This is a genomic window from Alteromonas sp. D210916BOD_24 (genome assembly GCF_047159385.1).
In the GTDB taxonomy this organism is placed as follows: Bacteria; Pseudomonadota; Gammaproteobacteria; order Enterobacterales; family Alteromonadaceae; genus Alteromonas.
The window spans coordinates 1,354,638-1,368,535 of record NZ_AP038333.1 but is presented as its reverse complement, the minus strand read 5'-3'; the positions used below and the strand labels follow the sequence as shown (position 1 = coordinate 1,368,535).

Sequence of the window (13,898 nt, the reverse complement as noted above, 5' to 3'; positions counted from 1 at the left end):
CTAATGATGGCATTTTGATCCATACTTTACGTAATTTATTTTCATTTTATTTAAATAATCGAGGTACGTTATGACAATTCGCATCGGTATCAATGGTTTTGGCCGTATTGGACGTCTCGTAATGCGCGCAGCCGCAGAACGTCAGGACATTGAAGTTGTAGCCATTAACGACTTACTAGACACGGACTACATTGCTTATCTATTGAAGTACGACTCGACACATGGTTTATTCGACGGTGAAGTTAAAGTAGACAACAATAGTCTTGTTGTAAACGGTAAGACTATTCGCATTACGTCAGAAAGGGATCCCGCTGCCCTTAAATGGAACGAAGTAGATGTTGACGTTGTCGTTGAATCAACTGGCTTGTTCCTCACTAAAGACACTGCAGCAAAGCACATTGAAGCTGGAGCGAAAAAAGTAGTGATGTCTGCGCCATCGAAAGATGACACGCCGATGTTTGTAATGGGTGTTAACCACGACACCTATGCGGGAGAAACCATTGTTTCTAACGCTTCTTGTACTACCAACTGTTTAGCGCCGCTGGCGAAAGTGTTGAATGACAAATTTGGTATTGTTGATGGTTTGATGACAACTGTTCACGCTACTACTGCCACGCAAAAAACCGTTGATGGCCCTTCGATGAAAGACTGGCGCGGTGGTCGTGGTGCAGGTCAGAATATCATTCCATCTTCAACAGGTGCAGCGAAAGCGGTTGGTAAAGTTATCCCTGCCCTTAATGGCAAACTTACCGGTATGGCATTTCGCGTTCCTACGCCAAATGTTTCAGTGGTGGACCTTACGGTTAATCTTGCCACCCCCACTAGCTATGACGACATCTGTGCGGCCATGAAAGAAGCCTCAGAGGGTGAATTAAAAGGTATTATGGGCTACACCGAGGACGCCGTTGTATCAAATGACTTTATTGGCGATGCACGCACTTCAGTATTTGACGCCACCGCGGGTATTGCCCTTACTGATACCTTTGTCAAATTGGTATCATGGTATGACAATGAATGGGGTTATTCGAACAAGGTACTAGACCTTGTTGCGCACATTTCAAAATAAACCGTCTTTCAAACGTAAATAAACTGCCTCTTTATTTTACAGTTAAGGTAGTCTAAAAGGTGTAATCGCTCTGTTTACACCTTTTTTATTTTCAGCTCCGTTAGGGTGAAAAGTCGACTATCACTATTGTAGTGAAGCGTAGAAGCTGTTTACCATTGTACGTACATATTGCGTACAATACGCTGGTGCTATCATCAATCTAAGGAGAGATCATGCCGACCGTGAATTCTGTGACTGTTAGTGAAGCTAACGGACTTACTTTTTTAAACATTAACAATGAGAAAGCATCGGCAAAAGTCAGTTTGTTCGGTGGCCACATTTTATCTTTTATCCCCAAAGGAGATAACAAAGAGCGATTGTGGGTTAGTCCACATGCTTATCTCAATGGCGAGCGTCCTATTCGCGGTGGCATCCCCATTTGCTGGCCGTGGTTTGGCGACGACCATGGGCGGGAAAAGGGCACTTTACCCTCGCATGGTTATTTACGCACCCAAATGTGGAAGCTGGCCCACTCTGAAGATACAGTTGACGGTACAAAGATTGAATTGCAGCCCAGCTTTACACGCGCTGAAGGGTTCGAATTCGACTGTAAGGTGACACTCATTATAGAAGTGGGTAATGAATTATCACTGTCGTTGATAACCGAAAATACGGGTGTGGTCCCCTTCGACTACAATTGTGCGCTGCACACTTATTTTCACGTAGATCATATCGAAAACACACGATTAAAAGGCATTGATGGGGACTACAAAGACAAGGTTGACGACTTTAAGGTTAAAGCCACGCCTGTTCCCTACGTCATTGACAGTGAAACCGATCGTATCCACTTAAATCCCATTGCCCACGCGACCATTGAAGTCAACGACCAGGACGTTACACGTGTTGATTCGGTAGGTAACGATTCGCTCGTAGTATGGAACCCCTGGCAAGGGGCAGCGTCAATTTCTGATATGGACGCGTTTGGATATAAGCATATGTTATGTGTGGAATCGGCAATTACTCAAGGCAAAACCCTTAGCCCCGGTGAGCAACACATGCTTACTCAACGCGTAATTCCCCAATAAATAGAAAAAACCTGCCAATTGTGAAGTGACCCCCAATAGTTGGACATTCCAATTACTGGGGGTCTTTTTATGTCTAAACATCATCGAACTCTTAAGCTCAAAGTAGCAGAGTTTGCTTTATCTGAAAGCTCTTTGGCCGCAGGTGACAGATTCAATGTCACAGAACGACAGGTCCGTTACTGGACCGCTGTTTATCGAATTCATGGCGCTGAAAGTTTCAGGTCTGCTCACAAACCTTATTCTCAAGCATTTAAAATAGAAGTGTTGAAAATAATGGCAGCTAACAACTGGTCACTCGGGTATACCAGTGCTTTCTTCGATTTATCGTCCCCCGGGATTCTATTTCAATGGCAAAAGCTATATGCTCGCGACGGCATCTCAGGTCTGAAACCAAAGAAAAAAGGAAAACCCCACGTGAAAAACGACTCTTCTACGCCCAAACCATCATCTGAAATGACGGAAAAAGAACTCAGAGAAGAGTTGGACTATTTACGTGCTGAGAATGCTGTTCTAAAAAAGTTGGAAGCCTTGGCTCAAGCCAGAAAGAAAAAAGCAAAGACAAAACGATAGTCGTCGAAGAGCTCAAGGCCATTTATAGCTTACAAAATCTATTGAAAATCACAGGACTACCGAAGAGTGTTTATTACTATCATCGTAATACGCTGGAACGGTTGTGTCCCGATACTGGTTTATGCGCCAAAATACATAATATTTATCATAAACATAAAGGGCGATATGGCTATCGTAGAATTACCTCAGCCCTGAGAACGATGGGGCTTGTGATTAATCACAAGCGCGTACAACGCTTGATGAACGAGCTTGGTTTAAAGTCAAAGGTCAGAGCCAAACGTTATAAGTCCTACAAAGGAGAAGTCGGCAGAATCGCAGACAATACGCTCAATCGGGAATTTACGGCGGAGAAGCCTAATCAAAAATGGGTGACCGATGTGACAGAGTTTAAGATTAAAGACCAGAAAGTTTATCTGTCACCGATAATTGACCTGTTTAATCAGGAAGTTGTCAGTTATGAGGTACGAACCTCAGTTACATTACCATTGGTCACCGATATGCTTAAAGCCGCGACAAGTAAGCTAAAACGAGATGAAAAACCACTTATCCACTCGGATCAGGGTTGGCAGTATCAGAATAAACAGTACCAAAATCACCTTCGGGAAAACGGGTTACGTCAAAGTATGTCGAGGAAAGGAAACTGTTTAGACAATGCCGTTGCGGAGAACTTCTTCGGCATCTTAAAAACGGAGATGTATCACAACGAGACGTTCAAAGACGCTGACGAACTCATTGAAAACATAAAAGAATACATCGACTATTACAACAACGAGCGCATAAAGCTGAAACTAAAAGGCCTGAGTCCGATACAATATCGAAATCAGGCCTTGGCAGCCGCTTAGAAATGAGTCCAACTTTATGGGGTCACTTCATTGGCAGGTTTTTTTCGCCATTGCAATTACTGCTTGGCTCCCGCTACCGCTTCTTTCGCTAACTGAGTTATTCTTGCCCAGTCGCCCGCTTCGATAGCATCATCTGGTGCCAACCATGAACCACCAACGCACTTCACATTGTTAAGCGCTAAATATTCATTGTAATTGTCTGGCCCAATTCCTCCGGTAGGACAAAATGTAATATCCGGGAACGGTCCACTGATAGACTTGATCGCTTTAACGCCACCTGAAGCCTCTGCTGGGAAAAACTTCATGTGGGTGTAACCGGCGTCTTTACCTTTCATAAGGTCAGAAGTCGACGAAATACCTGGAATAAGAGGAATTTCTGCATCCATACCCGCTTTGAGCAAATCAGCAGTCATGCCCGGGCTAATAGCAAATTTGGCACCGGCTTCAACAACAGCTTTAAGTTGCTGAGCATTGGTTACTGTGCCCGCGCCTATCAACGATTCAGGTACTTCTTCAGCAATGCGCTTTATAACATCTAGCGCGGCCGGTGTGCGCAAGGTCACTTCTAATACCTTGATACCACCTTCCATCAGCGCTTTTGCCAGAGGGACTGCTTTTTCTACATCATTGATCACCAAGACGGGGACAACAGGTCCTGCCGCGAAGATTTCCTCTGGAGAATATTTCCATTTTGCTGTCATAATTTAGCTCGCTGTATTTTGATTCAGATAAGCAGCTGCACCCAATAGACCGTGATCAGGCTCTGCTATTAAAAAGGTAGGAATATCTTTAACGTAATGCTTCATTTGCCCTTTCGCTTCAAAGCGCGCTCTAAAGTCACTGTTCTTAAGATATTCAGGAAAGCGATTTGCAATGCCACCACCAATAAAAATGCCACCTGTGGTCGCCATATTTAATGCAAGATTTCCGGCAAAGCTCCCCATAATGCGGCAAAACTGGGTCAAGGTTGCCTCAGCAATTTTACAGGTACCCGCTAACGCCGCTTTGGTGATGTCGGCAGGGTCAGCGTACACAACTGCCTCGCCAGCGTGTTTAGCTAACGCACAATAGATATTGTGTATACCGCGGCCAGACATGACTTCCTCTGCCGATGCGCGCCCCAACGTAGCTTGTAAGTGACGCCACACGACAATGTCAGTTTCATCTACTGGGGCAAAATCGACGTGACCGCCTTCGCCATCCAAGGTTTGCCAACCAGTACTCGTCATCGTGATATGCTCTACACCAAGACCCGTCCCCGGCCCGAAAACGGCTATATTGCCATTTTCTTTCGCTTTACCTTCGCCAATTTGTACGACTTGGTCGCCGTCAAGCACAGGTAACGAGTGTGCCACGGCAGTGAAATCGTTGATCACAAACAGCGTGTCCAATTTAAGCTGAGAGCGCAGCGCATTTTGCGAAAATGCCCAACTGTGGTTGGTCATTTCAACTTGATCGCCCAGTACAGGACAGGCAATACCAATACAACCTTCAGTGAAAGTATATTGAGGCATATCGCTGAAATATTGTGTAATGGCAAGGTCGATGCTAGCGAACTCATTACACATATACTTTTTAATGTCGGTAACACCTGATTCAGTCACTCGTGCTAGGCGAATATTTGTTCCGCCCACATCTGCCACAAACTTCTGGCTCATCACACTTGCTCCTGAGTATAAAACAATGAACAGGCACCTTCTTCTGCACCAGTGAGAATGGCACGCATACCGGCGAACATTTCCCGGCCCATACCAACGTGGTGATGTGCAAGGTTAGCTGGTTTCGCCTCGCGAGCTGCCAGTGTGTCTTCATCTACGTGCAATGTTAATGCACCCGTTTGCGTATTCAGCTCAATCAGATCGCCATCGTGAACTTTAGCAAGTAATCCGCCCTTATAGGCTTCTGGCGTAACATGAATGGCCGCAGGCACTTTGCCAGATGCACCAGACATACGTCCATCAGTGACCAATGCCACTTTATAACCGCGATCCTGCAGTACACCCAATGGCGGTGTTAAACGGTGTAACTCAGGCATACCGATAGCCGAAGGTCCCTGGAAGCGAACCACTACGATACAATCTTTATCAAGTGCGCCTGATTTAAACGCTTCATCAAGTTCAAACTGATCTTCAAACACCACAGCAGGAGCCTTGATATTACAATGTGGTGTGCGAAGCGCAGAGGTTTTGATCACGCCACGACCTAAGTTACCATCCAACACACTCAGACCGCCGTCTGGCTTAAACGGCTTTTCTACAGTGGCCAGCACTTCTTTATCTAAAGACTCAGTTGGGCCGTCTCGCCACTCTAATTCGCCGTCTTTAAGCACAGGCTCTTTAGTGTAGAAATCTAATCCTTCCCCGCAGATCGTCTTAACATCGTTGTGAAGTAATCCAGCATCTAAAAGCTGTTTAATTAACAGGGACATACCGCCCGCAGCCACAAAGTGGTTGATATCTGCAGAACCGTTTGGATAGATTCGTGTCAACAGTGGAACCGCATTGGAAATATCCGAGAAGTCATCCCAGTTCACGATATAGCCAGCAGCGCGTGCTACGGCAATTAAGTGCATGGTGTGGTTGGTCGAGCCGCCCGTGGCAAGTAATCCGACTAATCCGTTTACGATAGCTTTCGCATCAACGATATGACCGATGGGTGTGTAATTGTCACCGAGATCAGTTAAGCGGGTAGCTTGTACTGCCGCTGCTTTAGTCAGTGCATCACGCAAGGGTGTGCCAGGATTAACAAATGAGGACCCTGGAAGATGTAAGCCCATCATCTCAACCACTAACTGGTTAGAGTTAGCGGTACCATAGAAAGTACAGGTACCTGCAGAGTGATAAGATTGAGACTCGGCTTCTAATAATGCGTCACGACCAACTTTGCCTTCGGCAAATTCTTGTCTAACGCGCGCCTTTTCTTTATTGGGTAAGCCTGACGGCATAGGACCGGCAGGAACAAATACTGTAGGCAAGTGGCCAAAGGTCAATGCCCCCATGAGTAGTCCGGGTACTATTTTGTCACAAATGCCCAGCATTAATGCGCTGTCAAACATGTTATGTGACAATGCAATCGCGGCGCCTTGCGCAATGTTGTCACGGCTCATCAGGCTTAAATCCATGCCGGATTGACCTTGAGTCACACCATCACACATCGCAGGCACACCACCAGCAAACTGCGCAACACTGCCCACAGCTTTTACCGCGTCTTTGATAAGCGCTGGATATGTTTCATATGGTTGATGAGCAGAGAGCATATCATTATACGCCGAGACAATAGCGACATTCGCTTTCGTCATTGAGCGAAGATCGGCTTTATCGCTGGTACCACACGCGGCAAAGCCGTGAGCTAAGTTACCACACGAAAGTACACCACGGTGAGGCCCCTGGCGTCGTGCATGTTCAATTTTGTCTAAATACGCTTTACGCGTGTCTTTGCTACGCTCAATAATTCGCTGCGTAACTTCAGCAATTTTTGGATTCATTTTTTGTCTCCTATGGCGCCCACATCAGTGTAACCGGAGCTCTGTTTACTACGGCAGTGATGGGCTTTTGCGCTTCGGTGGCATGTTCAATAGCGTCCAATAACACCTGCTTTTTCTTTTCACCCGTTAAGTGCAAGAAAATATGACGACTATTGAGTAACGCAGGTAGCGTGAGTGAAATACGTTGATGAGGTGCTGTTGTAGGTTGAACAGCGATGCAGGTTCTCCCGCTGCTCATATTTAAGCCGTCGTGTATTTGCTCTGAGCACGGAAAAAGCGATGCCGTATGGCCATCTTCACCCATCCCCAGAATTAACGCGTCAAAAGGTTGTGACATACTGGCTAAATTTGCCTCAGCAGCATTAATGCCTTTGTTGGCATCATCCACATTGGTTTTTAGCTCAATAAAACGCGCCGCTGCGGCTTTATTTTGAATTAAATTAGTTTTTACTAGGCTGGTGTTGCTCGCCTCGTGCTCTTCATCCACCCAACGTTCATCAGCAAGGGTGATGTCCACTTTATCCCAATCCAGCTCGGTTTCGCTAAGTTGCTTGAAAAGTGCTAGTGGAGTGCGACCGCCACTCACTACAAGTGAAGCACGTCCTCGAGCGTTAATACCCGCTTTTAGAATACTGACCAAATCCTGGGCAAACGCGTCAGTCAACGCGTCGGGCGTTTCAAATGATAGTGTCGTTAAAGCCATATTACTTTTTCTTCCCTGTTTTGCTCTCATACCAGCTACGGTTTTCACGGGCAAGCAGACCAATTGAATCTACTGGCCCCCACGTACCTGCCTGATATGGCTCAGGTGGCTCACTTGACTGTTTCCACGCTTCTAAAATTGAATCTACCCATGTCCATGCTTGCTCTATTTCATCGCGACGAACAAACAGTGCCTGGTTACCCAACATCACTTCCAGTAACAACTTCTCATAGGCATCTGGAATGCGTTCATCTGCAAAGGCTTCAGAGAAACTGAGGTTTAGTTTAGATTTTTGTAAATCCATTGAGCCAGAACTGGTCAACCCCGGTACTTTATTCATTACCGTGATCTCAACACCTTCGTCAGGCTGCAAACGGATAACCAATTTATTAGGTGGTAAGTTTTTAAAACTATCACCAAATAAATTGTGAGGCTGGCGCTTGAAGTAAATAACCACTTCACTGACTTTTCTTGGCATGCGTTTACCCGTGCGCAGATAAAATGGCACGCCAGCCCAACGCCAGTTATCAATTTCAGCCTTGATCGCCACAAAGGTTTCGGTTCGACTTTGCGTATTGGCACCCTCTTCTTCCAGGTATCCAGGTACTTCTTCACCTTTAACAAAACCCGATGTGTACTGCCCACGTACTGTGCTTTCGTTGATGTTAAACGAATTGATTGGTCGTAGTGCTTTAAGTACTTTTAGTTTTTCGTCGCGAATACTGTCTGCGTCAAGCGTTGTCGGTGGCTCCATAGCAACCAAGCTCAATATTTGAAGAAGGTGGTTTTGCACCATATCGCGCATTTGACCTGCATCGTCAAAATATCCCCAACGCCCTTCAATGCCTACCGACTCTGCCACGGAGATTTGCACGTGGTCGATACAATTGTGATCCCAGTTAGTAGCAAAAATAGAGTTAGCAAAACGCAGTGAAACGAGGTTGAGTACCGTTTCTTTACCCAGATAGTGGTCTATGCGATAAATCTGTTTCTCGTCGAAGTATTCAGCGACTTGTTCGTTGATAACTTTTGAAGACGCCAAATCGTGACCGATGGGCTTTTCCAACACGACGCGCACACTTGAATCAATTATTTTACAACTGTGTAATCCGCGACAGATATCGCCATATATAGAAGGTGGGGTTGCTAAATAACAAACCATGGTACGACTGGGATCGACGTGGTCGTCCAATACGCAGTAACAGTCGACATCTTTCATATCAACGCATGCATAGTGTAAACGCGCCTTCATTCTTTCCCATGTAGTCTCACATAAGTCCTTTTCGCCAAACTTAACCAAGTTAGCGTGAACTTCATCAATATAGTCTTCGATAGACATTTCCTGACGGGCCACACCGACAATGGTGGTGTCAGGGTGCATCAGGTTGGCTTTTTCCAGTTGATATAATGAAGGCAATAACTTGCGTCGTGAAAGATCTCCCAGCGTACCAAAAAGTACAAAATCACAGGGTTCGTAGGAATTATCAAATACCATGTTCGTCGACCTTTTAATTGTATGTGTTCGCAGCGTGTTGCAATGGCATTTACAACACTGACGACTATTTTTACCGTATAGTTAACACCAAATGTAGTAAAATTACAACTTGAACTAACTACAGGATATGAATCTTTACGCTTTCCCTAAGTTTACCCTTAGTTACCTCAGAAAAAACAATAAAAATGTCAAAAAATTACATTTTTCTTGTCACTCTCGTCACATTGAGTACTATTAGAGACGTACCTTACAACAACGTGTGTCACGAATTGCGCTATCAGTATGAACATTTTAGAAAAAATATCACAAAACAAAGCAGCATTTAGTAAGTCAGAGAAAAAGGTGGCTGAGGTCATTCTGGCTAACCCTCAAACGGCCATCCATTCGAGTATAGCAACACTGGCTAAAATGTCTGATGTTAGCGAGCCTACCGTTAACCGATTCTGCCGCAGGCTTGATACAAAAGGCTTTCCCGATTTCAAATTGCATTTAGCACAGAGTCTTGCCAATGGCACGCCCTATGTAAATCGACACGTGGACGAAAACGATAGTCCTGACGAATATACCAACAAAATATTCGAATCTACCATGGCATCATTAGAAGTAGCGCGCCAATCAGTGGACGTTAATGTCGTTAACCGCGTGGTAGACTTGCTTACTCAAGCACAAAAAATTTCCTTCTTCGGATTAGGCGCGTCAGCATCAGTGGCTCACGATGCACTGAATAAATTCTTTAGATTTAATGTACCTGTAGTGTATTTTGAAGACATTCTGATGCAACGTATGAGCTGCATGAACTGTTCAGACGGCGATGTTGTAGTGTTGATAAGCCACACCGGGCGTACCAAAAGTTTGGTAGAAATAGCACAGATAGCCAGAATGAATGACGCCACAGTAGTGGGGATCACGTCTGCTGACAGCCCGCTTGCTCAGGAGTGTAGCTATGTGCTATCGCTGGAGGTTCCTGAAGACACCGATATGTACATGCCCATGGCGTCACGTATTGCTCAGCTTACGCTAATAGACGTACTTGCCACAGGTTTTACCTTGCGTCGAGGCAATAAATTTAGAGAAAACCTTAAACGCGTCAAAGACACCCTACGCGGTTCTCGCTTTGAAAAACGTAACGAATAATACCCTTCACCCCAGCATTGAGGCCAGCCTAATCTGAGCTGGCCTTGGCCTCGTCCTTACTTCGCGCTAGTTGAATAACCACATCGCTTATGTAATTGAGCTTCTGTGATCTTTTGCTAATTCGCTCCCGCACTTCGCCATAAGATGTCTGCGCTTTCAGCTAAATTTTTTATCCATTTTCAGCGTATCGAGTGAATTCGATCAGTTTACTTGCAACTGGTCGAGCCAGTTGTGAGTTTTTGTTTCTTTAATTCACATTTTTGTCAAATTCGACTACTATTCTGTAATAAAATTACGTAAAGCGATTACAGGTTGCAGATTCATCTGCGTTACCCTTCTCTCTTTGTCTTTGCTAACTACATAAACAGCGACGGAATCTCATGACTAGAAGAACAAAAATTCTTGCCACACTAGGTCCTTCAACCGATTCATTGGAAAAAATTCAAGCTCTCATTGCAGCGGGCGCCAATACAGTGCGAATGAATTTTTCTCACGGTCAAGCCGAAGACCATATCGAACGTGCTAAGCGCGTTCGTCAGGCAGCAAAAAACCTAGGTAAATACGTCGCGATATTAGGCGATCTTCAAGGCCCTAAAATTCGTGTCGCTCGCTTCGCCGAAGGCGCAGTAAAACTCAACGTAGGTGCAACCTTCATTCTGGATGCAGAACTAGGTCGTGACGAAGGCAATGTAGAGCAAGTGGGTATTGACTATAAGGCCCTTCCTGACGACGTATCTGCTGGCGACATTTTGTTGCTTGACGACGGCCGCATTCAGTTAAAAGTAACGGGTGTAGAAGGGCGTAAAGTCATTACAGAAGTAACCGTCGGCGGCAAGTTGTCTAATAACAAAGGCATTAATCGTCAAGGCGGTGGTTTATCCGCTGATGCATTAACGGATAAAGACAAAGAAGACATCAAAACCGCAGCGAAAATCGGTGTCGATTACCTAGCCGTGTCTTTTCCTCGCAGTGGTGCCGATCTTAAGTACGCCCGAGAATTGGCAGAGGCAGCTGGCTGTTATGCTAAAATATGTGCCAAGGTTGAGCGCGCTGAGACGGTCGCTTCAGACGAAGCCATGACTGATATCATCAGCGCGTCAGACGCCGTAATGGTAGCCCGAGGCGATTTGGGTGTTGAAATCGGTGACGCAGAATTGGTAGGTGTTCAGAAAAAGCTTATCGCCCGCTCACGCCAGTTAAACAAGGTCGTAATCACTGCTACGCAAATGATGGAATCGATGATTGATAGCCCGATGCCAACCCGCGCAGAGGTCATGGATGTTGCTAACGCGGTACTAGACGGTACCGATGCGGTCATGCTTTCAGCTGAAACCGCAGCGGGTAATTACCCTATTGAAACCGTGGCTGCCATGGCACGAGTGTGTGAAGGCGCAGAAACCCATCCAAGCGTAAAAATTTCAAAGCATCGCATGGATGAACAATTCTCTTCTACCAGTGAATCAATTGCCCTGTCAGCGGTGTATGCAGCCAATCACTTACCTAGTGTTAAAGCAATAGTAGGCTTAACGGAAAGCGGTAGCACTCCCACGCTGATGTCTCGCATCACCACCTCTTTACCCATTATCGCAATGTCTCGCCACGAATCGACACTTAACACCATGGCGCTTTGTCGCGGGGTAAAGCCCGTCTATTTCGACTCGTCGAAGAGCGAACCTGGCCGTTTAAAATATGACGTGATTGCTTCGCTTAAGGAAAAGGGCTTAGTAAAAAGCGGTGACAGTATCATTTTGACTTACGGTGATGAAATGGAAAAAGTAGGTGCCACCAATACCCTTAAAATAGTTGAAGTGGAATAAATTCACCGTGCGGTACATACAGCTTGTTGACCTTTAACCATTCGCCCGGACCAAAACGTACACCGGCCAATGAAATAACATGCTGCAATGTGCTACAGGGTTAAATAGAAAAGCGAAGTCATGGTCATGCTTCGCTTTTTTTGTCAGTGTTGTCTGCTGATATCGTTACTGTCAGGTATTAAATGGCGCTGATGGTATAGGCTTCAGCTTCCCGACTGACTTCAATAGCATATTGGTTTAAATGATGAGACATCACGCTCTTGGCCCTTTCTACCAATTTATCGCGTTTAAACGCCCATCCCCGTAAATCAGCTTGTTTCGCCTCTGCGATAAAGTACTCCAACCGCGCCTTGCGCAGTAAGTGAGATTTTCTGGAAAGATCAAAACGCACCAGTGAATAGCGACGCTCAATTTCGAGAATAGTTGGGTCGTGGGGGCGGCTTTTATCATCCGCTGACGCCTGACTGACAAACGTGCTGCCGTTGCTGGCAACGCCAATAATTACTATTACTAAAGAAACGGCTAATCCAGAATAAATCCAACGTAAAACGTTCATGCTTAACTCCTTGCTTCCCTTTTACCCGAAGTGGTAAATCCAGGTCTCATACACAAAGAGTTGCAGCTTTCAGACCAACTAATATATAACTAGATATCAATAAGTTACGAACATTAAACGTATAAAACATTTGCTCAATGGAAATTTCTACAAACTAATGAGAAAAAACGCCTCAACATAGCTAACACTCTGCTAAACTGGCATTGCCTTAAAATGTGTCAAGCACAAAAAAGGGGACCCAAGGGCCCCCTTCAATGGTCAGTATTAACACCAAACAATTAGTTCATTACTGTCTCGGTAACAACTCGCAAGTTGTTTTTCACGTCTTTTACATCAGACGCATTTTTCGCGATTTCAATTGCCAAATCCCGTTCTGCATCTGAATCAACTTCACCGGTGAGTGTTACATTACCGTTTTCTACGTCCACATCGATATCAAAACCTGAGATGTCAGAGTCAAGTAGAAGACGTGTCTTGATAACAGTCGCTATCTTTGCGTCTGTCAGTTCGCTGGTACCTTCTTCATAGCCCTCTTTCATATCTTCAGATAAATCAGAGTCAAAATCAGCATCAGCGACAATTGTCAGCTTGTTATCGACAGAAACTACGCCATCAATATTGGCAACCAATTCCTCAGCAAGTTTTTTGTCTACTGAGTTTTCAACTTTACCCGTAAGGATCACGTTGCCGTTTTTAACGTCAGTATTAATGTCGAAAGAATTAAGGTTGCCGTTGAACAATAAGGTGGCTTCAGCTTTGCCATCGATCCATGCGTCTTTAGCACCTTTTTCCCATTTATTGTCAGTATCCACATCGCCTGCATACGCAGCCGTAGTTAAAGTTGTAGCAACAATCATAGAAAGTAAAGTACGTTTCATAACATTTCTCCTTTGTCGAAACTCACATGAGAATATGCCAAAACCACGCCAAGACAGTAAGCCATTGATTATATGAAAAATAATTAAAGCTGAAGGACTAATGCATGGGCATCACTTTGCAAAACTTGCGTAGACCAGAGAATTTTTTTCCTAGCGAAATAGCGCGTCATAATGTGCGACCTCGTATTAGCCTGACTAATCCTAACTCCTTTCTCTGGCGTATTTCACTTTACTATGAACTGCCCACTGTACTTTACGCGAATGAATTGCAATCGCGCTGTACATGGTA

Annotated in this window: 13 protein-coding genes; 6 read left to right on the top strand and 7 right to left on the bottom strand. The window is 45.0% G+C overall.

The annotated features are described in order from the left end of the window. The first annotated feature begins 70 nt into the window (after positions 1 to 70). The 4 genes from gap (at position 71) to ACMCM8_RS05945 (ending at position 3,542) form a co-directional block, all read left to right on the top strand. Positions 71 to 1,066, top strand: coding sequence for a type I glyceraldehyde-3-phosphate dehydrogenase (gene gap / locus ACMCM8_RS05960; protein WP_412726436.1), 996 nt, complete (start codon positions 71 to 73; stop codon positions 1,064 to 1,066). 212 nt (positions 1,067 to 1,278) lie between these two features. After that, positions 1,279 to 2,130 carry a D-hexose-6-phosphate mutarotase gene (locus ACMCM8_RS05955; RefSeq protein WP_412726434.1) on the top strand — a complete coding sequence of 284 codons (852 nt, stop codon included), beginning with the start codon at positions 1,279 to 1,281 and terminating at the stop codon, positions 2,128 to 2,130. A 69-nt stretch (positions 2,131 to 2,199) separates the two neighbouring features. Continuing rightward, a complete protein-coding gene (locus ACMCM8_RS05950; protein ID WP_412723604.1) occupies positions 2,200 to 2,700 on the top strand; it encodes a transposase in 501 nt (166 codons plus the stop codon). Next, complete coding sequence (locus ACMCM8_RS05945; RefSeq protein WP_412727628.1) at positions 2,697 to 3,542, top strand: IS3 family transposase; 846 nt, start codon at positions 2,697 to 2,699, stop codon at positions 3,540 to 3,542. Before ACMCM8_RS05950 ends, ACMCM8_RS05945 begins: the two co-directional genes overlap by 4 nt. Positions 3,543 to 3,598: 56 nt before the next feature. Here the strand turns inward: ACMCM8_RS05945 and ACMCM8_RS05940 are convergent, their stop codons facing one another. From ACMCM8_RS05940 to zwf, 5 genes are read right to left on the bottom strand one after another with little or no spacing between them, the layout of a single operon-like run. Continuing rightward, on the bottom strand, positions 3,599 to 4,243 hold the full coding sequence (locus ACMCM8_RS05940; protein WP_412726432.1) for a bifunctional 4-hydroxy-2-oxoglutarate aldolase/2-dehydro-3-deoxy-phosphogluconate aldolase: 645 nt from the start codon (positions 4,241 to 4,243) through the stop codon (positions 3,599 to 3,601). A gap of 3 nt (positions 4,244 to 4,246) precedes the next feature. Further along, positions 4,247 to 5,200, bottom strand: coding sequence for a glucokinase (gene glk / locus ACMCM8_RS05935; RefSeq protein ID WP_412726430.1), 954 nt, complete (start codon positions 5,198 to 5,200; stop codon positions 4,247 to 4,249). Next, entirely contained in the window at positions 5,200 to 7,026 is a 1,827-nt protein-coding gene (gene edd, locus ACMCM8_RS05930; protein ID WP_412726428.1) for a phosphogluconate dehydratase, read from the bottom strand. Before edd ends, glk begins: the two co-directional genes overlap by 1 nt. Before the next feature lie 10 nt (positions 7,027 to 7,036). After that, complete coding sequence (pgl, locus tag ACMCM8_RS05925) at positions 7,037 to 7,729, bottom strand: 6-phosphogluconolactonase (protein WP_412726426.1); 693 nt, start codon at positions 7,727 to 7,729, stop codon at positions 7,037 to 7,039. Between the two features lies 1 nt (position 7,730). Next, positions 7,731 to 9,224, bottom strand: coding sequence for a glucose-6-phosphate dehydrogenase (gene zwf / locus ACMCM8_RS05920; protein WP_412726424.1), 1,494 nt, complete (start codon positions 9,222 to 9,224; stop codon positions 7,731 to 7,733). 282 nt (positions 9,225 to 9,506) lie between these two features. On the opposite strand from zwf, the gene ACMCM8_RS05915 reads away from it, so the two are divergent. Both ACMCM8_RS05915 and pyk read left to right on the top strand, forming a co-directional pair. Then, positions 9,507 to 10,358 carry a MurR/RpiR family transcriptional regulator gene (locus ACMCM8_RS05915; RefSeq protein WP_412726422.1) on the top strand — a complete coding sequence of 284 codons (852 nt, stop codon included), beginning with the start codon at positions 9,507 to 9,509 and terminating at the stop codon, positions 10,356 to 10,358. A gap of 380 nt (positions 10,359 to 10,738) precedes the next feature. After that, complete coding sequence (pyk, locus tag ACMCM8_RS05910; RefSeq protein ID WP_412726420.1) at positions 10,739 to 12,175, top strand: pyruvate kinase; 1,437 nt, start codon at positions 10,739 to 10,741, stop codon at positions 12,173 to 12,175. Between the two features lie 178 nt (positions 12,176 to 12,353). Here pyk and ACMCM8_RS05905 read toward each other — a convergent pair whose 3' ends face one another. Continuing rightward, positions 12,354 to 12,731 (bottom strand): hypothetical protein, encoded by a 378-nt coding sequence (locus tag ACMCM8_RS05905; RefSeq protein WP_412726418.1) that lies wholly within the window; start codon positions 12,729 to 12,731, stop codon positions 12,354 to 12,356. Between the two features lie 278 nt (positions 12,732 to 13,009). After that, entirely contained in the window at positions 13,010 to 13,609 is a 600-nt protein-coding gene (locus tag ACMCM8_RS05900) for a BON domain-containing protein (RefSeq protein ID WP_412726416.1), read from the bottom strand. Positions 13,610 to 13,898 lie beyond the last annotated feature (289 nt).

Bases quoted from the DNA above. Each gene is read 5' to 3' on its own strand.
- ACMCM8_RS05900 (WP_412726416.1), bottom strand. From the start codon at position 13,609: ATGAAACGTACTTTACTTTCTATGATTGTTGCTACAACTTTAACTACG.
- pgl (WP_412726426.1), bottom strand. From the start codon at position 7,729: ATGGCTTTAACGACACTATCATTTGAAACGCCCGACGCGTTGACTGAC.
- zwf (WP_412726424.1), bottom strand. From the start codon at position 9,224: ATGGTATTTGATAATTCCTACGAACCCTGTGATTTTGTACTTTTTGGT.
- glk (WP_412726430.1), bottom strand. From the start codon at position 5,200: ATGAGCCAGAAGTTTGTGGCAGATGTGGGCGGAACAAATATTCGCCTA.
- ACMCM8_RS05955 (WP_412726434.1), top strand. From the start codon at position 1,279: ATGCCGACCGTGAATTCTGTGACTGTTAGTGAAGCTAACGGACTTACT.
- ACMCM8_RS05915 (WP_412726422.1), top strand. From the start codon at position 9,507: ATGAACATTTTAGAAAAAATATCACAAAACAAAGCAGCATTTAGTAAG.
- gap (WP_412726436.1), top strand. From the start codon at position 71: ATGACAATTCGCATCGGTATCAATGGTTTTGGCCGTATTGGACGTCTC.
- ACMCM8_RS05905 (WP_412726418.1), bottom strand. From the start codon at position 12,731: ATGAACGTTTTACGTTGGATTTATTCTGGATTAGCCGTTTCTTTAGTA.
- ACMCM8_RS05940 (WP_412726432.1), bottom strand. From the start codon at position 4,243: ATGACAGCAAAATGGAAATATTCTCCAGAGGAAATCTTCGCGGCAGGA.
- ACMCM8_RS05950 (WP_412723604.1), top strand. From the start codon at position 2,200: ATGTCTAAACATCATCGAACTCTTAAGCTCAAAGTAGCAGAGTTTGCT.
- edd (WP_412726428.1), bottom strand. From the start codon at position 7,026: ATGAATCCAAAAATTGCTGAAGTTACGCAGCGAATTATTGAGCGTAGC.
- pyk (WP_412726420.1), top strand. From the start codon at position 10,739: ATGACTAGAAGAACAAAAATTCTTGCCACACTAGGTCCTTCAACCGAT.